Origin of the sequence: Nocardioides sp. N13(2025) (genome assembly GCF_051912545.1) — a bacterium.
Lineage (GTDB): Bacteria > Actinomycetota > Actinomycetes > Propionibacteriales > Nocardioidaceae > Nocardioides.
The window spans coordinates 3,448,627-3,467,115 of record NZ_CP196809.1 but is presented as its reverse complement, the minus strand read 5'-3'; the positions used below and the strand labels follow the sequence as shown (position 1 = coordinate 3,467,115).

The following is an 18,489-nucleotide window of genomic DNA, read 5'->3' as shown; positions in this document are numbered from 1 at the left end:
CCCCATGCCCTGCACGACCTCCGGATGCCCGGACCCACGCTGGTGCTGGTCGACGACTCCGACAGCCTCGCCCTCGACGCGTTGCAGGGCATCGAGGACGTGGCCGGCATCCAGAAGCCGCAGGTCGTCCCGCTGTCCGCGCTCGACGGTCCCCTCAAGGGCTGGGGCTCGGTGCTCGTCGTGGCGGCCGACCGGAGCCGGCTGCGGCGGATGGCGAGCGCCGTACCCCTGCTCGGACAGTGCAAGGTCGTGGCCTGCTGGCTCACCGACGCACCCACCCCGTGGGTGCTGGTGCCGCGGCCGGAGTGGCCTCGGCTGGTGCACCTGGCGGCTCGTGAGGCGACCGGTCGCGGCGTGCTGACGGTGGCGCGCTTCGCCTCGGGCGCGCGCGCCCAGCTGGTCGTGATGGAGATGGCCCGCCAGGCCGCCGGTCCCGGTGACACCACGCACGGCGGTCTCGTCGTGGCGTACGCCGGACGTCCCGCCGCTCCCGGCCTCGACGCGCGCAGCCTGCTGCTGCCCGACGTCTCCGGCGCCGGCGACGCCGAGCGCGACGTGCCGCCCGACGTCGTGGTCGCGCGGCGGGGAGGGGAGGTCGAGCCGCACCACGTCATCGACCGCGCGCCGACCGTCGTCACCGACCCCGGGCCGGAGCCGGTCGACGAGCGGGTCTTCAACCCGATCGGCTTCCGCAAGGACTGGGACCACCCGGTCGTCGAGCTGTCCCGGCTGGTCAGCCGGTCTGGCCGCGGCCCGGTCACCGAGGACGTCGTTGCCGCGGCCCGTGCCTTCCAGGGCGTGCGCCTGCCCGCGGACACCCCCACCGCCGACCTGCTGGCGCTCGCGATGTCGGGCGTGCCGGTCGTGACCGAGGGCGTGCTCGACGTGGCCCCGCCCCTTGCCGCAGCCCTCGACGCCGAGGTCGACCTCGACGACGCGCTGCGGCGCGAGGAGCACAGCCTCGCGGTGCGCCGTGCCGCCTTCGACCACCACTCGACGCTGGCCTGGCGCTCGGCACTCGCCTCGCGCGCCGGCGTACGCCACGTCGGGCTGCCGGCCGTCAGCGCGCTGCTCGCCACCAAGCGCCCGGAGATGCTCGACTTCGCGCTGCGCCAGGTCGCCCGGCAGCGGGGTGCCGAGGTCGAGCTGGTGCTGGCCGCGCACGGCTTCGAGCCCGACCGCGACGCCGTACGACGTGCGCTCGGCGACCGTCCGCACCAGGTGCTGAGCTTCGACGAGTCGACGTTCTTCGGCGACGTCCTGACCGGCGCCGCGCACGCCGCGTCGAGCGAGGTGCTGCTCAAGGTCGACGACGACGACTGGTACGCCCCCGACGCCGTGCACGACCTGCTGATGGCCCGGCGCTTCTCCGGAGCCGACGTGGTCGGGATGCCGTCGGAGTTCGTCTTCCTCCACGCCAACGACGAGCGAGGCGACCTCACCGTGCGGCGCAACCACCCCTCCGAGCTCTTCGCGCGCTTCGTCGCCGGCGGCACGCTGCTGATGGACCGCGGGCTGCTGCGCTCGCTCGGCGACTTCCGCCGGGTGCGCAAGTTCGTCGACGCGCAGCTGCTGGCGGGGGTCGAGGCGGCGGGTGGCCGGATCTACCGCACCCACGGCCTCGGCTACGTCCTGCGACGCACCGGCGACGGACACACCTGGGTCCGGGACGACGAGGAGTTCCGCCGACCTGACATCGTGGCCTCGGAGTGGACGGGGTTCCGGCCGAGCCTGGCGCTGGAGGTCGATCCGCTCGACCGACCCGACGGGGGTGCTCAGTAGATGGCTCGGCAGCCGGTGGTCCGGCACAACGACTGGGGCTCGCTCACGCCCGCGACCCTCGGTGAGTGGGAGCCGACGCTCGCAGTGAGCGTGGTCGTCCCGACCTTCAACTACCAGCACACGCTGCCCTACGTCCTCGCCGGCCTCGCCGCCCAGTCCTACCCCGCCCACCTCCTCGAGGTGCTCGTCGTCGACGACCAGAGCACGCCGGCGCAGGAGCTGCCCGAGGTGCGGCCCGACAACACCCGCCTGATCCGGGTCGAGGAGGGCTGGGGCCGCGCCAACGCCTGCCACCTCGGCGCGCTCGCCGCCGAGGGCGACGTCCTGCACTGGTACGACGCCGACATGCTGGCCTACCGCGAGGAGGTCGAGGCGCACGCCCGATGGCACCACCTCGTCGACTACGCCGTCCCCGGCGGCGACAAGCGGTTCGTCGACCCGGCCCCGCTGCTCGAGCTCGACCCCGCCGTCGTACGCGACCGGGTGGCGGCGGGTGAGGCGGCCGACCTCTTCCCCGGTCAGGAGCACGAGCCGCACCAGTGGGTCGAGGACTACTGGGCCAAGACCGACGACCTGCGCACCGCCGGACCGCGCGCGCAGCGCTTCCACATCGGCATGACCGGGTCGGTGACCAAGGCGCTCTACCTCGACTCGGCTGGCTTCGACCGCACGCTGCGGCTCGGCGAGGACATGCACCTGGGTCACTCCCTCGCCCAGGCCGGCGGCGTCTTCGTCGTCGACCGCGAGGCCCGCAGCTGGCACCTCGGTCGCTCGCAGGTGCTACGTCGCGCCGAGCAGGTCAACCGCTACAACGACCCCTACCTCGCGGACCTCGTGCCCACCATGCGGCCCAAGCGCATCCGGCACGGGCGGACCTACCAGGTGCCCTACCTCGAGGTCGTCCTGCAGGCCGGCCCCGCCGACGAGACGATCCACCTCGTCGACTCGCTGCTCGACGGCGACGTCCCCGACCTGCGGGTGAGCGTCGTCGGGCCGTGGGGAGTCGTGCACGAGGACCGCGTCCAGCCGGTCGACGACCCCGTCCTGGAGACCCGCCTGGTCCACCGCTCCTACCTCCACGAGCCGCGCGTGCGGCTGGTCGAGTCCGCTCCGGCCGTGAGCGACGCCGAGTTCGTCCTGACGCTGCCCGACGTCTCCATGGCCCCGCTTCCCACGGCCCTGTCGGCGATGCTCGACGACCTCGACCGCACCCACCACGGCGCCCGCGTGCTGTCGTACGACTCGGGCGCGGCAGCGCGCCTCGAGCGCACCTCGGCGCTGGCCCGGGTGTCCCGGCTGGCCGGCGACGGCGACGACCGCGAGGCGCTGATGGACGCGTCGTTCGGGGTGAAGACCTACCCCGCGACCTCGGTGGGCTGGGTGCCCGTCGGGGAGCGGGACGTCGAGCGGTTCACCCTCGGTGCCCGCCCCCCGATGGACCCGACGAAGTCCGAGAACCGGCTGATGAAGGTCCTGGGCAGGACCGAGGCGCCGGCGGCGCAGTCCGCACCCGAGCCGGAGCAGGCGGAGCAGAAGCGGGGACTCTTCGGCCGCCGCCGCTGATCAGTCGGCGCCGAACAGGTCGCGCGTGTAGACCTTGTCGGCCACGTCCTCGAGCTCGGCGACCATGCGGTTGGCGACGATGAGGTCCGCGCGCTCCTTGAACGAGTCGAGGTCGTCGGTGACCTCCGAGCCGAACCACGAGTCCTCGCCGAGCTCGGGCTCGTAGACGATGACCTCGATGCCCTTGCCCTTGATCCGCTTCATGATCCCCTGCACCGAGGACTCGCGGAAGTTGTCCGACCCGGCCTTCATGATCAGGCGGTGGATGCCGACGACGTCGGGCTTGCGGTCGACGATGTCGAAGGCGATGAAGTCCTTGCGGGTGGTGTTGGCGTCCACGATCGCGGAGATCAGCGTCTGCGGGACGTCGGAGTAGTTGGCCAGCAGCTGCCGGGTGTCCTTGGGCAGGCAGTAGCCGCCGTAGCCGAACGACGGGTTGTTGTAGTGCGTGCCGATCCGCGGGTCGAGTCCGACGCCGTCGATGATCTGCCGGGTGTCGAGGCCGTGCGACAGCGCGAAGGAGTCGAGCTCGTTGAAGAACGCCACCCGCATCGCGAGGTAGGTGTTGGCGAACAGCTTGATCGCCTCCGCCTCGGTGGGCTGGGTGAACAGCACCGGTACGTCGTCCGCGTCGGCTCCCTTGACCAAGAGGTCGGCGAAGAGATGGGCACGCTCGGACTCCTCGCCCACGACGATGCGGGCGGGGTGCAGGTTGTCGTGCAGCGCCTTGCCCTCGCGGAGGAACTCCGGGGAGAAGATGACGTTGTCGGTGCCCAGCCGCGCTCGTACGTCGGTGATGTAGCCCACCGGCACCGTCGACTTCACGACCATGGTCGCCTCGGGGGCCATGCGCATCACGTCGCGCATCACCGCCTCGATCGAGCGCGTGTCGAAGTAGTTGGTGACCGGGTCGTAGTTGGTCGGGGTCGCGATGATGACGAAGTCGGCGCCGGTGTGGGACTCCTCCGCGTCGGTCGTGAAGGTGAGGTCGAGGTCCTCCTCGGCGAGGAACCGCGAGATGTCGTCGTCGTGGATCGGGCTCTCGCCGCCGCGCAGCTTGTCGATCCGAGCGGCGTCGAGGTCGAGCCCCACGACAGTGTTGTGCCGGGCGAGCAGCACCGCCATGGACAGGCCGACGTAGCCGAGGCCGGCGACAGAGATCTTCGTGGTCACGCGGTCAGTCTGCCGCAGGTCGGGACCTTGTTCCCTGTTCGCCCCCCGGGCCGCGACATAGCGTCGAGGCAAGGACCCGAGCACAGCGAGGAGTGATCGCCATGAGCGACGAGGAAGTCGTCACCCGGCTCACCCAGGAGGAGTGCTGGGACATGCTGCGCAAGGAGGAGTTCGGCCGGCTGGCCTTCCGCCTCGTCGACGAGGTGCACATCACCCCGATCAACTACGCCGTCGACCACGACACGCTGCTCTTCCGGACCGCCGGCGGCGACAAGCTGCTGGCCGTCGCGATGGACTCGGAGGTCGCCCTCGAGATCGACCAGTACGACGAGGAGCACGCCCGCAGCGTCGTCGTACGCGGTTCGGCGCGCAAGCTCGACGAGGACGAGGAGCACCGCGCGGAGAACCTGCCGCTCCGGCCGTGGGTCGGGACGCCGAAGTACAACGTCGTCGAGATCACCCCGCGGGTCGTCACCGGGCGTGCGTTCCACCTGTCCCGCCCGTGGCTGCACCTGACGCACCACGACTGAGGCGAGCCGGGCGATTCGTCGCGATCGCCGGGTACCCGGTGATCCCTCGGGTTCCTGCCCGTCGCAACGGTCCGGAACCGTCAGGAAGGGGCAGACAGATGGCCGAGGCTGCTCCAGTTGGCGCCCACTGGCAGGGTGGTCGGCATGGGAATCATGAAGAAGGCAGGCGCCCTGGTCGTGGCGAAGAAGGTCTACGACGAGGCACGCAAGCCCCAGAACCAGGCCCGGATCAAGGAAGCCGTCCGCAAGGTGCAGGAGCGGCGCAACCCCGGCGGTCGCCACTGACCGACCGGGGCCGACGCCCCATCACAAGGGGTGGGCACGCGTTGCGACGCCGGCGTGCTGGGCGTACGACTGACAGATGACCACCACACCGATCGAGCCCGAGTCAGACCCGCAGGTCGTGCCGTCCGGCGACCCCGGCGTCAACCCCGTCGCGCCGGGGCAGGAGCCTGACGCACCCGTCCCCGAGGCAGACCCCGACCGCGACAGGTAGGTCTGGGCGGGGCGTGCCTATGCTCGCCACATGACGATCCAGCAACCCACCGAGCTCACCGACGCCGCGATGCTGGGACTCGGGGTCTACCGGCCCGAGCGGGTCGTCACCAACGACGAGATCTGCGAGGTGCTCGACTCCTCCGACGAGTGGATCCAGACCCGGTCGGGCATCCGGACGCGGCGCTTCGCCGGCCCGGAGGAGACCCTCATCGGCATGTCGACGACGGCCGCGGAGCGCGCGCTGGCCGCGGCCGGCGTACGCGCCGAGCAGGTCGGCTGCGTCATCGTCGCCACCTCGACCCACCCCGAGCACACGCCCGCCTCCGCGCCGCAGGTCGCCACGGCGCTCGGCACGACGGCCGCGGCCTTCGACATCTCAGCCGGCTGCGCGGGCTTCTGCCACGCCCTCAACCTGGCGGCCTCGATGGTGCGGTCGGGAGCGGAGTCGTACGTCCTGGTGATCGGCGCCGAGCAGCTGAGCCGGTTCATGGATCCGACCGACCGCGGCACCGCGTTCATCTTCGCGGACGGCGCGGGCGCGGTCGTCGTGGGCCCGTCGGAGGTCGCCGGCATCGGACCAGCGGCGTGGGGGTCCGACGGCTCGCAGGCGCACGTCATCACGCAGACGCCGAGCTGTCTCGGCGGTCACGGCACGTCGACGCCGGACCATCCCGTCGTCCAGATGGAGGGCACCGCGGTCTTCCGCTGGGCGCCGTTCGCGATGGCGGAGGTCGCCCACGAGGCCCTCCGCCTGGCCGGCGTCTCGGTCGACGACCTCGACGCCTTCATCCCCCACCAGGCCAACCTGCGGATCACCCAGACCCTGGCCCGCAACATCAAGCTCCCCGACTCGGTCGCCGTCGCCACCGACATCACCGAGTCCGGCAACACCTCGGCGGCGTCGGTGCCGCTCGCGATCGAGGCGATGCTGCGGCAGGACGAGGCGTCGGTGGGCGACACGGCCCTGCTCATCGCCTTCGGCGCCGGGCTCAGCTATGCCGGCCAGGTCGTGACGCTGCCGCCGCTGGGGTAGGTCGGGTCAGCCCCGCGCGCTGCGGACCGCGGCCAGGAGGGCCGAGCTGAGCGCCTCGGCCTCGTCGAGCGCCAACGACACAGACTCGCCGAGCTCGCCGCGATACATCTCGATCGTGGGCGACGACGCTCCGGGGTGGCGCAGCAGGTAGAGGTGCACCGAGTCGCGCCGCCACGAGTCGTCGCCGACCTCGATGAGCGGAGGGCGGGAGAGCTCGACCTCGACGGTCTCGCTCCTGCAGACCTGGTCCTCCGGGTAGTGGGCGTCGGTGTGGCCGGTGCCGTCGACGCACCACGGTGCGCACGCGACGGCCGGCAGGGCGGGGACCGCCGAGGAGGTGTGGATCGTCATGGGAGCCTCTCGAGACGTGCGGCCGACGCCGTGCGCGGTGCCACCGCGACGTGCTGCTCGGCGGGCCTGTGGAGGTGCAACTGCTGGCCGCAGCCCCACGTTACGCGTGCCGACCCCGACACTCACCCTTCAGGCGTCGACCCCTCACCCTTCCGGAGGGGCACGGCGAGCCGCACTGCGACGACCTCCCACACGTCCGGGTCGACGCCCATGCCGATGTGGGTCGAGGACACCTCGACGTGCTCCACGCGTGGTGAGGTGTGGTCGAGGCACGCCTGCCACGACACGATGCCGTCCCGTCGGGAGAACACGACCGTCAGCGGCACCTCGATCGGCCTGCGGGCCGCTCTTCCCGTGACCGGTGTGCCGTAGGTGATCACCCGGCGCACGGCGTCGGGGTGGCGGCGGGCCACCTCGCGCGCGATCACGCCACCGAGGCTCCAGCCCACCAGCGACGCCGGCGCACCCGTGGCCTCGACCAGCTCGAGCACCCGCGCGCCCAGCCGCTCGACGTCGCGCCTCGGGTCGCCGGTGTTGGTGCCGAAGCCCCAGCCCCTGGCGTCGTACCCGAGTCGCCTCAGGTAGCGCCGCAGCGGCGCGCCGGTCAGCTCGGGGGCCCGCCAGCCGGGGATGTCGACCACGAGGTGGCCGTCGCCGCGCGGCACGTGCGACAGGCGCGGCCACGCCCCGACGAGCCGGGCGGCGTCGAGCGGGGATCCGAGCTCGCCCAGCGCGCGGAGGCTCGGCGGCGCGCCGTCCGGTCGTTCCCACGGCGCCGACAGGTGTCGCGCCCGGGAGCGGACGCCGGACGTGGCCAGGAGGGATCGCAGCATGGCACGACCGTACGTCCGTGGGCGTGGTCTCCGGACGAGGGGACCAACGGCGCCCAGGTCGGGACCTTTGCGGGTCACCCGACCCGGCCCGCGCCACCACGCTGGTCACATGACCCTCCCTCTCGCGGTGCTCACCCCTGTCCTGCCCACGCATGAGCGCTGGTTCGTGGAGTCCCAGCAGGCGGGTGACTGGTCCTTCTTCCTGTCCCCGCTCCCGCTGGCCCTCACCGCCGCCGTCGTCGCGGTGACGGTCCTCTGGCGTGCGGTGGCGCTGCGGGTCGACCGGCCGGAGCTGGCGGTACTGAGCCCGCTTGGGCGGCTGGTGCCGTGGGTGCCGCGCCTGCTCGGGATCCACCTGGGCGTCGCGCTGCTCGCCCTGGCCGCGACGGGCGCGTTCATCACCCCGTCCAACGACCACCTCGAGGGCCTCGGGGGCAACGTGCTCCTGCTCGTCGAGGCCGGCCTCGGCATCTGGCTGGTCACCGGCTGGCAGCTGCGCACGGCAGCCGCCCTCGTCCTCGGGCTCGCGCCCGCCCTCGCCCTGGTCGCCGGCCTGACGGCGCTGGGGGAGTGCGCCAACCTCGCCGCGGTCGCGGCCTTCCTCGTCGTCGTACCTCCCGGGCCCGACGCCCACGGCGCCGCCCACCCCACCCGCGCGCACCTGCGCTGGGCGCTCCTGTGGCTGCGCCTCGGTGTCGGGGCCGCGCTGATCGTGCTCGCCTTCTCCGAGAAGCTGACCAACCCCGCCATGGCGATCGACACCCTCGAGCGCTTCCCGGCCCTCGACGTCTTCTCCCTCGTCGGCGTCCACGTCTCGCCCGAGACCTTCGTGGCGATCGCCGGCGCGACGGAGCTGCTCTTCGGCCTGCTGGTCATCTCGGGCGCCTTCCCGCAGGTCGCGGTGCTCGTCGCGATGGTCCCGTTCAACGCGACGCTGCTGCTCTTCGGCCAGACCGAGATGGTGGGTCACCTGCCCGTGTACGGCGTGTTCCTCGCGCTGCTCGTCTACGGGTCGTCGGCCGAGACCGCTCAGGCCGTCCGCTGGCTGCCGGGGCGGCGGCCGTCGCGGGTCGCGGTGCCGGCGGTCGCGTGAGCGGCGGCCCGCGGTCTACCCGGTCGCGCCGTCGCCGGACAGGGTGCTGAGCGCCTCGACGTCGGCACGATCCTTCTCGGCGCCCGCCTCGTCGACCCGCGGCGACGCCTTGGTCTCCAGCATCTTCGCCAAGGGCAGCACCCGGACCTGCAGGTGGCCGAGGGGCCGTCGGGCGGGCTCCACCGGGCGCGTCGAGACCACGACCGGTGCCCCGGGCACCGGCACCACCAGGCCTCCGTCGTCACCGACGTCTGCGAAGGTGAGCTGGAGGTCGGCTCCGTCACCGGCGTAGTTGGTGCCGACGACGTCGTCGGCGTGAGGCGTGTGCACCCACCCTGCCGCCGTCAGGGCGGCGTCCACCTGCGGCTGCTCCCGGCGCAGGACCAGGACGTCGATGTCCTCGTGGGGCCGCGTGACGCGGCCGACCCACAGGTCCACGGCCCACCCGCCGAAGAACCAGTGCTCCACACCCGCCGACTCGAGCGCGTCCGCCGCGCTGGCCAGCGCGGCAGTCTGCGGGGTGAGCTCCAGTGCCTGAGGGCTGCGCGCCCCACCCGCGAGTGTCACGTCCGGCCCTTATCGACCACCGACGCCGGGGGCGTCACCGCCGTGGAGACGACGGGCGAGGCCGCCCGCGGCAGGGCGGCCGCCATCGAGAAGCTCGCGAGCAGCCCCCAGAAGAGGACGGCGGCCCACGCGCCGTGCGGGGAGCCGAGGGACAGCGAGGCTCCGCCGACGTCGGTCGCCGTCAGCGCCCAGATCGGGACGGCCGACAGGATGACGAGCCCCGCCACGGCCCGCAGCCAGGGCGACCCGCCGCGGGCGAGGGCGTAGCCGCCGACCATGCACATGGCCGGGACGGCGATGGCGGCAAGGCCGATCCCGCCGTCGAAGCCGCCCACGAGGGCGAGCGGGTCCTGGAGCAGGACGGCTGCGAACAGCATCGGGGACCACACGAGCCAGCGGCGGTGGCGCACGGGACCGGTCCACCGGCGGTGCTCGCCCCAGGCGAGCAGCATGCCGATGACCGTGCCGGGGAGGAGCACCCAGACGAAGGTGCCCGCCCACTGCACCTCGGCCTCGTCCCCCGCGACCTCGAACATGAACGCGCGAAGCGTGGCGGCCCAGGCGAGCCCGCAGACCGCTCCGATGCCGACGGCGACCGAGCGGCGCGGGACGAGGCGCGGGCGTCCGATGCGCTGCGGGACGGCGCAACCGAGCATGAGGACGGCCAGGAGGGACGAGGCGTACACGCCCACCCACACGCCGTACGCCGACTCGAGCGGCGCGGTGTCGCTGGCCATGACCATCATCAGGAGCAGCCCGGCCACGGCGAGGGTGCCGCACGTGCGCCGCCACCACGTACGCCCGCGCCCGGAGAGCGCGTAGCCACCTGCGAGCCCGAGGAGCATCACCCCGATCGCCCCGCCACCGATGCCCTCCCTGAGCAGCAGCATCAGGCCCGCCTTCGGGTCGGCCAGCGCCACGAGGAACAGGCAGGGCGCCAAGGTCAGCCACCAGCTCCGCGCCCCACCGCTCCTGCGCCGGTGCTCGGCCAGCCCCAGCAGCGCGCCGATGACGAGGCCGGGAGCCAGCACCAGGCCGAGGGTGCTGAGCCAGTGCACCTGCGACGACTCCGGACCGACCATGTGGATCATCCAGCCGCGCAGGCCGGCGGCCCACGTCGTGCCGAGGACGGCACCGGCGAGGACGAGGGTCCCCACGGACGGAGGAGGCGCCGGCTCGGCGCTCACGATCCGAGGCCTTGCGCCCCGACCATGAAGTGACGCCACCAACGCGGCTGCCATCCTCGCAGCGTAGACCGCACCGGAGCGCGGCAACAGGCCTCAGAGCCCGGCGACGACCTCGGTCCCCTGCTTGATGGCCCGCTTCGCGTCGAGCTCGGCGGCGACGTCGGCGCCACCGATGAGGTGGGCCTCGCGGTCGAGCCCGTCGTAGAGGCCGCGCACGGAGTCCTGCCCGGCGCACACCACGATCGTGTCCGCCTCGACCAAGCGCGCGACGCCGTCGACGGTGAGGTGCAGGCCCTCGTCGTCGATGCGGTCGTAGGTCGCGCCGCTGACCTGGGTCACCTTCGACTGCTTGAGCACGGCGCGGTGCGCCCAGCCCGACGTCTTGCCGAGGCCGATGCCGATCGGGGTCGTCTTGCGCTGGACCAGCGTCACCTCGCGGGCGGGGGTCCGCGGCTTGGCCTCGGTCAGGCCGCCCTCGGTGAGGGCCGGGTCACCGACGCCCCAGTGCGCCATCCACTCGTCGAGGTCCTCCTCCTCGTGCGTGAGGAAGACGCTGACGTCCACGCCGATGCCGCCGGCACCGATCACCGCGACGCGCCTGCCCGGCACGACCGCGCCGCTCAGCACGTCGGCGTACGACGCCACGGATGCGTGGTCGATGCCGGGGATCTCCGGCATGCGGGGCTCGACGCCGGTCGCGACGACGACCTCGTCGAATCCGGCCAGGTCGTCGGCAGACGCCTCGACCCCGAGGCGTACGTCGACGCCGAGGACCTCGAGGCGACGGGTGAAGTAGCGCAGGGTGTCGGCGAAGTCCTCCTTGCCGGGCACCTGCATCGCGAGCCGGAACTGGCCCCCGATCGACGACGACTTCTCGAAGAGCGTCACCACGAAGCCGCGCTCGGCCGCGCTGGTGGCCGCGGCCAGCCCGGCGGGCCCGGCGCCGACCACGGCGAGGGTCTGCTTGCGAAGCGTGGGCATCAGCACCAGCTCGGTCTCGTGGCAGGCGCGCGGGTTGACCAGGCAGGAGGCGCGCTGGTTGGCGAACACGTGGTCGAGGCACGCCTGGTTGCAGGCGATGCACGTGTTGATCTCGTCGGCGCGCTCGTCCATCGCCTTGGCGACGAAGGCGGGGTCCGCGAGCAGCGGCCGGGCCATCGACACGAGGTCCGCGTCGCCGCTGGCCAGGATGTCCTCGGCGAGCTCGGGGGTGTTGATCCGGTTGGACGCGCAGACCGGGACGTCGACGACCTGCTTGAGCCGAGCCGTGTACGACCGCCACGCGCCGCGCGGCACCTGCGTGATGATGGTCGGGACGCGGGCCTCGTGCCAGCCGATCCCGGTGTTGAAGACGGTGACGCCGGCCGCCTGCAGGTGCAGCGCGAGCTCCGCGGTCTCCTCCCAGGTCTGGCCGCCCTCGACGAGGTCGAGCAGCGAGATCCGGTAGACGATCGGGAAGTCGTCGCCGACGAGCTCGCGCGAGCGGCGTACGACCTCGACGGGGAAGTGCATGCGACGGGCAGCGGAGCCACCCCACTGGTCGTCGCGGTCGTTGGTGCGCGCGGCGAGGAACTGGTTGATGAGGTAGCCCTCGGAGCCCATGATCTCGACCGCGTCGTAGCCGGCCTTGCGGGCCAGGGCGACGCTCTTCGCGAAGGCGGTCGCGGTGTGGTCGACGTCCTTGGTCGACATCGCGCTCGGCTTGAAGGGCGTGATCGGCGACTTCTTGTCCGACGCGCTCTGCGAGAGCGGGTGGTAGCCGTAGCGGCCGGCGTGCAGGACCTGCAGGGCGATCGCGCCGCCGGCGTCGTGGACCGCGCCCGTGACCCGCTGGTGGCGGATCGCGTGGAGGCGGTTGGTCATCTCGGAGGCGAAGGGCTTGAGCCAGCCGCGCTTGGTGGGGGCGTAGCCGCCGGTGATGATCAGGCCGGTGCCGCCCCGCGCGCGCTCGGCGAAGAGCGCGCTGAGCTTGTCGATGTCCCACGGGTGGTCCTCCAGCCCGGTGTGCATCGAGCCCATCACCACCCGGTTGCGCAGGGTCAGCGCGTCGGGGCCGGTGCCGAGCGTGAGCGGCTCGAGGAGGTGGGGGTAGAGGGGGTGCGTCATGTCAGTCCTTCTCGTGTGCCGTCTCGTGTGCCGTCTCGTGTGCCGTCTCGTGTGCCTGCAGGTACTCGGTGAGCCAGTCGACCCAGAAGTGCTCCATCCGGATGCCCCCGCGCAGGACCAGCCACTGGTCGAGCCCGGCCGCGTCGAGGGTGGAAGGGTCGGGGAACTGCTCGCGCTCGAGCTTCTCGTAGTGCGCCAGTCGCGTCGCGTGGTCGGCCCGGGCGTCGACGAGGTGGGCGGTCAGCGTCGCGCGGTCGCCGTACGACGCCCCGCGGAGCTTGACGGCCACCTCGCTGCGGAACGTCTCCATCGGCATGGGCGCCGCCAGCCAGTCGGCCAGCACCTGGCGCCCGCTCGCCGACGGCGTGTGGACGCGCTTGTCCGGTCGCCCCTCCTGCTCGACCACCTCGACCGTCACCCAGCCGTCGGCCTCCATCCGCGCGAGCACGCGGTAGATCTGCTGGTGGGTGGCGTGCCAGAAGAAGCCGAGCGACTTCTCGAAGCGCCGGGTGAGCTCGAGCCCGGACGCGGGTCGCTCGCTCAGGGCGACCAGAAGGGCGTGCTCGAGGGCCATGGACGCAGTCTGGCCGACCTATGCAACGAGTTGCAAGGTGGGGTGGGTCACTGTCGTCGGAATCACCGGGTACCCGGTGACTCCTCGGGTTGTCGACCGTTGCAACGGCCGATAACCCCAGCGATCACCGGGTACCCGGTGATCGCAACGACGGCCGAGACGCCCGCGCACGCTGACAGCGGCGGTGTCATGATCGGGCGCATGACGTACGAGCTGGGCCAGGGCACCGGGCCGCTGCGGGGCGTGAAGGTGGTCGAGATCGCGGGCATCGGGCCGGGGCCGCACGCGTGCATGATCCTGGCCGACCTGGGGGCCGACGTGATCCGCGTCGACCGGCCCGGCGGCAACCCGCTCTCGAGCGGGCGCAGCGACCTGCTCAACCGCGGCCGGCCGAGCGTCGCGCTCGACCTCAAGCAGCCGGCGGCCGTCGAGACCGTCCTCGCGCTGGTCGAGGGCGCGGACGTCCTCGTCGAGGGGCTGCGCCCCGGCGCGACCGAGCGGCTCGGGCTCGGCCCGGAGGACTGCCACGCCCGCAACCCGCGCCTGGTCTACGGCCGGATGACCGGCTGGGGCCAGGAGGGACCGTGGAGCCAGGCCGCCGGGCACGACATGAACTACATCGCGATCAGCGGCGCGCTCCACGGCCTCGGGCAGGACCCGGCGCGGCCGCACTTCCCGAGCAACCTGCTCGGCGACTTCGGCGGCGGCTCGACCTACCTCGTCATCGGCGTCCTCGCCGCCCTCCTCGAGGCGCGCGCGAGCGGACACGGCCAGGTCGTCGACGCCGCGATCGTCGACGGCACCGCGCACCTCAACGCCATGACATCCACCTTCGCGGCGCTCGGCCTCGACCCCGGCCGCCGGCGGTCGGGCCTGCTCGACGGTGGCACGCCGTGGTACGACCTCTACGAGACCGCCGACGGCCAGCACGTCAGCGTCGGCGCGCTCGAACCGCAGTTCTGGCGCGAGCTGGAGACGCGGATCGGCGTCGACCTGCCCGACCGCGACGACCCCGCCAACCACGCCACCATCCGCGGCGCGCTGACCGCACGGTTCAAGGAGAAGACGCAGGCCGAGTGGGCCGAGGTCTTCGACGGCACGGACGCGTGCGTCGCGCCCGTCGTACCCCTGGCGGACGCGCCGCGGCACCCGCACCTCGCGGCGCGGGACACCTTCGTCGAGCGCGACGGCGTCACCCAGCCGGCGCCGGCGCCGCGGTTCTCCCGCACGCAGGCCACCCTGTCCGCGCCGCCCCCGACCCCCGGCGAGCACACCCGCGAGGCCCTGGCGGCGTGGGGCATCGCGGACGTCGACGCGCTGCTCGCCGACGGGGCGGCGACCCAGGCGTGAAGCCGTTCCTCTTCCTCGGCACCCGCGCGGAGGACGACGTCGCCCAGCAGGAGTACGACGCGGTGCTGGCCGGCTGCGGCCTGCGACCCGACGAGCTGGTGCGCGTGCGCCTCGAGCAGGGGCCGCTCGGGGAGGTCGACCTCGCCGACTGGTCCGGCATCATCCTGGGCGGCGGACCCTTCAACGTGTCCGACCCTGAGGACACGAAGTCGGAGGCCCAGCGCAGCGCCGAGGTCGACCTGCGCCGACTCGCCGTCCGCGTCGTCGAGGCGGACTTCCCCTTCCTCGGCGCGTGCTACGGCATCGGCGTGCTGGGCGGCCTCGCCGGCGGGGTCGTCGACCGCACGTGGGGCGAGCCGATCGGCGCGCTGCCGGTGCGGCTGACCCCGGACGGTGCCGCCGACCCGCTCTTCAGCGTGATGCCGCCGGAGTTCCTGGCGTTCCTGGGCCACAAGGAGGCGGTGGCCCGGCTGCCGGAGGGCGCCGTGCTCCTCGCCTCCACCGACACCTGCCCCGTCCACGCGTTCCGCCTCGGCCGCAACGTGTACGCCACCCAGTTCCACCCCGAGCTCGACGTGGTCGCCCTCTGCGACCGCATCGACGCCTACAGCTCGCACGGCTACTACCTCCCGCACGAGCGCGAGTCGCTCAAGGCCGCGGCGCGCGAGGCGCTCGTCACCGAGCCGGTCCGCCTGCTCGGGAGGTTCGTCGAGCTGCACGCGACTGAGGTGTAACTCATAGTTACATCTCGCGAGAGCCTGATCTACGCTGGCGAGGTGACCACCGCCGAGCACGTGGACGTGCTGATCATCGGGGCGGGGCTGTCGGGCATCGGCGCGGCCGCCCACCTCGCCAAGGACCTGCCCGGGACGTCGTACGCCGTGCTCGAGCGCCGCGCGGCGAGCGGCGGCACCTGGGACCTGTTCCGCTATCCCGGCATCCGGTCCGACTCCGACATGCACACCCTGGGCTACCGCTTCCGGCCGTGGCGCGGCGCGACCGCGCTCGCCGACGGTGCCTCGATCCTGGCCTACGTCCGCGACACCGCCCGGGACTACGGCGTGGACCAGCACATCCGCTACGGCCACCACGTCACCGCCGCGTCGTGGAGCCCGACCACCGCCCGCTGGACGGTCACCTCCGAGGTCGACGGTGAGACCCGGACGACGACCGCCGACTTCCTGTGGGCGTGCAGCGGCTACTACGACTACGACGAGGGCTACACGCCCGAGCTCGCCGGGCAGGAGCGCTTCCGCGGTCGGGTGGTCCACCCGCAGCACTGGCCCGAGGACCTCGACCACGCCGGCCAGCGCATCGTCGTGATCGGCTCGGGCGCCACCGCCGTGACCCTCGTCCCGGCGCTCGCCGCCAGCGGTGCGGCCCACGTCACGATGCTGCAGCGCTCGCCGACGTACGTCCTCTCCGTCCCGGCCACCGACAGCCTCAAGCGCCGGCTCACCTCGATGGTCGGGGAGCAGCGCTCCTACGCCGTGACCCGCTGGAAGAACATCGCGCTGCAGTCCGCCCTCTACCGGCTCAGCCGGCGCCGCCCCGAGCTGGTGCGCAAGGTCGTCCGCAAGGCCAACGTCGCCCAGCTCCCGCCGGGATACGCCGTCGACACGCACTTCAGGCCGACCTACGACCCGTGGGACCAGCGGATGTGCCTGGTGCCCGACGGCGACCTGTTCCGCGCGATCAAGGACGGCACGGCCGAGGTGGTCACCGACCGGATCCTCGGGTTCACCGAGACCGGCCTCGAGCTGGCCTCGGGCCGGCACCTCGACGCCGACGTCGTCGTGACCGCGACCGGCCTCAACCTCCAGGTCTTCGGCGGCGCCGAGCTCACCGTCGACGGCGAGGTGGTCGAGCCGCGCGAGACGATGGCCTACCGCGCGATGATGCTGTCGGGGGTGCCCAACTTCGCCTTCACCATCGGTTACACCAACGCCTCGTGGACGCTGAAGGCCGACCTCGTCGCTGAGTACGTCGTCCGGCTGCTGCGGCACCTGCGCGCCACCCGCTCGCGCTCCGTCGTGCCGGTCCGGGACCCCTCGGTGGAGGAGGTGCCGCTGCTCGACTTCGAGTCGGGCTACGTCCAGCGGATGGTGCACACGCTCCCGCGCCAGGGCGACCGGGCGCCATGGGCGCTGAAGCAGAACTACCTCTACGACGCCCTCGCGCTCCGTACCGCGAAGCTGGACGACGGCGTGCTCCGCTGGTCGTGAGTTCTCTCCTGCTGTCGCGATCCCCGGGTACCCGGTGACCCTGCGGGTCCCTGCCCGTTGCAACGGTCGAGAACCCGAGGAATCACCGGGTACCCGGTGACTGCGACGCTGGGAAGCGAGGAGGCTCATGTGGAAGCGCTCCCACATTCGTACGGCGCCACGCCGAGCGCCCGTTGACACGTGGATGTGACGGCCGCCATAGTGGTGCCCGGACGAAAGTGGAAGCGCTCTCACAGCGCGACGGACGTCCACCTCCCGGCCGGGCAGCCCGCCCGGCGCTTCGCAGGACGGCAGGAGTGCAGTGGTGCAGACATCAGGTAGGTCCACGAGGACCCGGCGAGCGCGACTCGCCACGAGCGCACTGCTGGCGCTCACCCTCGCGACGACCGCGGCCGCATGCGGCGGCGGCGGGGACGACGAGGGCACGACCGCGGACGGCAAGATCAAGCTGACCGTCGCGACCTTCAACGAGTTCGGCTACGAGGAGCTCATCGAGGAGTACAACGCGATGCAGGACGAGGTGGTGGTCGAGCAGAAGAAGGCCGGCACCGCCAACGAGCACCAGGACAACCTCTACGCCAAGCTCGCCGCCGGCTCGGGCCTCTCCGACATCGAGGCGATCGAGGTCGACTGGTGGGCCGCGCTCATGGAGCAGTCCGACGCCTTCGCCGACCTCTCCGACCCCGAGGTCGAGGGCCGCTGGCTGGACTGGAAGTCCGAGGCCGCGACGACCCCCGAGGGCGCGCTCATCGGCTACGGGACCGACATCGGCCCCGAGGGCATCTGCTACCGCTCCGACCTGTTCGAGAAGGCCGGGCTGCCCACCGACCGCGACGAGGTCGCGAAGCTCTTCGGCACCTGGGACGACTACTTCCAGACCGGTCGCGACTTCGTGAAGAAGGTGCCCGACGTCGCCTGGTACGACGCCTCCGGCGCCACCGCGCAGGCCATGATCAACCAGGTGGAGTACTCCTTCGAGGACGAGGACAACACCGTGATCGCCGCCGACAACCCGGAGGTGAAGGAGGTCTTCGACACGGTCACGTCGCTGTCGGAGGAGGGCCTCTCCACCAAGCTCGTGCAGTGGAGCGAGGACTGGACCGCGTCCTTCCAGGACGACGGCTTCGCCACGATGGCGTGCCCCGGCTGGATGCTCGGCGTGATCGAGGGCAACGCCGACGGCGTCAAGGGCTGGGACATCGCCAACGTGTTCCCGGGCGGCGGCGGCAACTGGGGTGGCTCCTACCTCACCGTGCCGGCGCAGGGCGACCACATCGAGGAGGCCAAGGCCCTCGCCAAGTGGCTGACCGCGCCCGAGCAGCAGGTCAAGGCGTTCCAGGCCAAGGGCACCTTCCCGAGCCAGGTCGACGCCCTCGAGGACCCCGCGCTGACCGGCGCCACCAACGCGTTCTTCAACGACGCGCCCACCGGCAAGATCCTCGCCGAGCGCGCCGAGGCAGTGCCCTTCATCGCCCACAAGGGTCCGAAGTTCGCCGACATCAACACGGCGTTCCAGCAGGCGATCCAGCGAGTCGACGAGGGCAAGGAGTCGGCCGACGAGGCCTGGGACTCCTTCCTCGCCGACGTCGAGCGCCTGGGCTGACCGAAGCGATGGAGGCGGGTT

General features: G+C 72.4%; 18 protein-coding genes. 11 read left to right on the top strand and 7 right to left on the bottom strand.

Features of this window, described 5'->3' with window-relative positions; translation table 11 throughout:
* Positions 1 to 24: 24 nt before the first annotated feature.
* On the top strand, positions 25 to 1,782 hold the full coding sequence (locus ACS3YM_RS16775) for a hypothetical protein (RefSeq protein WP_439937573.1): 1,758 nt from the start codon (positions 25 to 27) through the stop codon (positions 1,780 to 1,782).
* Positions 1,783 to 3,345, top strand: coding sequence for a glycosyltransferase (locus tag ACS3YM_RS16770; RefSeq protein WP_439937572.1), 1,563 nt, complete (start codon positions 1,783 to 1,785; stop codon positions 3,343 to 3,345).
* On the opposite strand, the gene ACS3YM_RS16765 is transcribed toward ACS3YM_RS16770, so the two are convergent.
* Entirely contained in the window at positions 3,346 to 4,518 is a 1,173-nt protein-coding gene (locus tag ACS3YM_RS16765) for a nucleotide sugar dehydrogenase (protein ID WP_439937571.1), read from the bottom strand.
* Positions 4,519 to 4,619: 101 nt separating this feature from the next.
* Here ACS3YM_RS16765 and ACS3YM_RS16760 point away from each other — a divergent pair, with 101 nt between their 5' ends.
* The 4 genes from ACS3YM_RS16760 (at position 4,620) to ACS3YM_RS16745 (ending at position 6,579) form a co-directional block, all read left to right on the top strand.
* A complete protein-coding gene (locus tag ACS3YM_RS16760; protein WP_439937570.1) occupies positions 4,620 to 5,048 on the top strand; it encodes a pyridoxamine 5'-phosphate oxidase family protein in 429 nt (142 codons plus the stop codon).
* A gap of 144 nt (positions 5,049 to 5,192) precedes the next feature.
* The gene (locus ACS3YM_RS16755; protein WP_439937569.1) at positions 5,193 to 5,333 is read left to right on the top strand and encodes a hypothetical protein; all 141 of its coding nucleotides are present in this window, start codon (positions 5,193 to 5,195) and stop codon (positions 5,331 to 5,333) included.
* A gap of 76 nt (positions 5,334 to 5,409) precedes the next feature.
* Complete coding sequence (locus tag ACS3YM_RS16750; RefSeq protein WP_439937568.1) at positions 5,410 to 5,544, top strand: hypothetical protein; 135 nt, start codon at positions 5,410 to 5,412, stop codon at positions 5,542 to 5,544.
* 30 nt (positions 5,545 to 5,574) lie between these two features.
* Positions 5,575 to 6,579, top strand: a complete 1,005-nt coding sequence (locus tag ACS3YM_RS16745; RefSeq protein WP_439937567.1) for a beta-ketoacyl-ACP synthase III — start codon at positions 5,575 to 5,577, stop codon at positions 6,577 to 6,579.
* A gap of 6 nt (positions 6,580 to 6,585) precedes the next feature.
* Here the strand turns inward: ACS3YM_RS16745 and ACS3YM_RS16740 are convergent, their stop codons facing one another.
* Together ACS3YM_RS16740 and ACS3YM_RS16735 are read right to left on the bottom strand one after the other, a co-directional pair.
* Entirely contained in the window at positions 6,586 to 6,930 is a 345-nt protein-coding gene (locus ACS3YM_RS16740; protein WP_439937566.1) for a DUF6907 domain-containing protein, read from the bottom strand.
* Positions 6,931 to 7,052: 122 nt separating this feature from the next.
* Entirely contained in the window at positions 7,053 to 7,763 is a 711-nt protein-coding gene (locus ACS3YM_RS16735) for an esterase/lipase family protein (protein ID WP_439937565.1), read from the bottom strand.
* A gap of 109 nt (positions 7,764 to 7,872) precedes the next feature.
* Between ACS3YM_RS16735 and ACS3YM_RS16730 the strand changes: the two genes are divergently transcribed.
* Positions 7,873 to 8,856: a hypothetical protein gene (locus ACS3YM_RS16730; protein WP_439937564.1), complete on the top strand. Its 984-nt coding sequence runs from the start codon at positions 7,873 to 7,875 to the stop codon at positions 8,854 to 8,856.
* A gap of 15 nt (positions 8,857 to 8,871) precedes the next feature.
* Here the strand turns inward: ACS3YM_RS16730 and ACS3YM_RS16725 are convergent, their stop codons facing one another.
* From ACS3YM_RS16725 to ACS3YM_RS16710, 4 genes are all read right to left on the bottom strand, one after another.
* A complete protein-coding gene (locus tag ACS3YM_RS16725; RefSeq protein ID WP_439937563.1) occupies positions 8,872 to 9,423 on the bottom strand; it encodes a nucleotidyltransferase domain-containing protein in 552 nt (183 codons plus the stop codon).
* The gene (locus ACS3YM_RS16720; RefSeq protein WP_439937562.1) at positions 9,420 to 10,580 is read right to left on the bottom strand and encodes a hypothetical protein; all 1,161 of its coding nucleotides are present in this window, start codon (positions 10,578 to 10,580) and stop codon (positions 9,420 to 9,422) included. The genes ACS3YM_RS16725 and ACS3YM_RS16720 overlap by 4 nt, the downstream gene beginning before the upstream one ends.
* 123 nt (positions 10,581 to 10,703) lie before the next feature.
* Positions 10,704 to 12,716 carry an oxidoreductase gene (locus tag ACS3YM_RS16715; RefSeq protein WP_439937561.1) on the bottom strand — a complete coding sequence of 671 codons (2,013 nt, stop codon included), beginning with the start codon at positions 12,714 to 12,716 and terminating at the stop codon, positions 10,704 to 10,706.
* Position 12,717: 1 nt separating this feature from the next.
* Entirely contained in the window at positions 12,718 to 13,290 is a 573-nt protein-coding gene (locus ACS3YM_RS16710) for a PadR family transcriptional regulator (RefSeq protein ID WP_439937560.1), read from the bottom strand.
* A 201-nt stretch (positions 13,291 to 13,491) separates the two neighbouring features.
* Between ACS3YM_RS16710 and ACS3YM_RS16705 the strand changes: the two genes are divergently transcribed.
* The 4 genes from ACS3YM_RS16705 to ACS3YM_RS16690 all read left to right on the top strand — a co-directional run bounded on the left by ACS3YM_RS16705 (position 13,492) and on the right by ACS3YM_RS16690 (position 18,468).
* Positions 13,492 to 14,640 (top strand): CaiB/BaiF CoA transferase family protein, encoded by a 1,149-nt coding sequence (locus tag ACS3YM_RS16705; protein WP_439937559.1) that lies wholly within the window; start codon positions 13,492 to 13,494, stop codon positions 14,638 to 14,640.
* Positions 14,637 to 15,374, top strand: coding sequence for a glutamine amidotransferase (locus ACS3YM_RS16700; RefSeq protein WP_439937558.1), 738 nt, complete (start codon positions 14,637 to 14,639; stop codon positions 15,372 to 15,374). The genes ACS3YM_RS16705 and ACS3YM_RS16700 overlap by 4 nt, the downstream gene beginning before the upstream one ends.
* 42 nt (positions 15,375 to 15,416) lie before the next feature.
* Complete coding sequence (locus ACS3YM_RS16695; protein ID WP_439937557.1) at positions 15,417 to 16,865, top strand: flavin-containing monooxygenase; 1,449 nt, start codon at positions 15,417 to 15,419, stop codon at positions 16,863 to 16,865.
* A gap of 304 nt (positions 16,866 to 17,169) precedes the next feature.
* Positions 17,170 to 18,468 (top strand): extracellular solute-binding protein, encoded by a 1,299-nt coding sequence (locus tag ACS3YM_RS16690; RefSeq protein ID WP_439937556.1) that lies wholly within the window; start codon positions 17,170 to 17,172, stop codon positions 18,466 to 18,468.
* Positions 18,469 to 18,489: the final 21 nt, after the last annotated feature.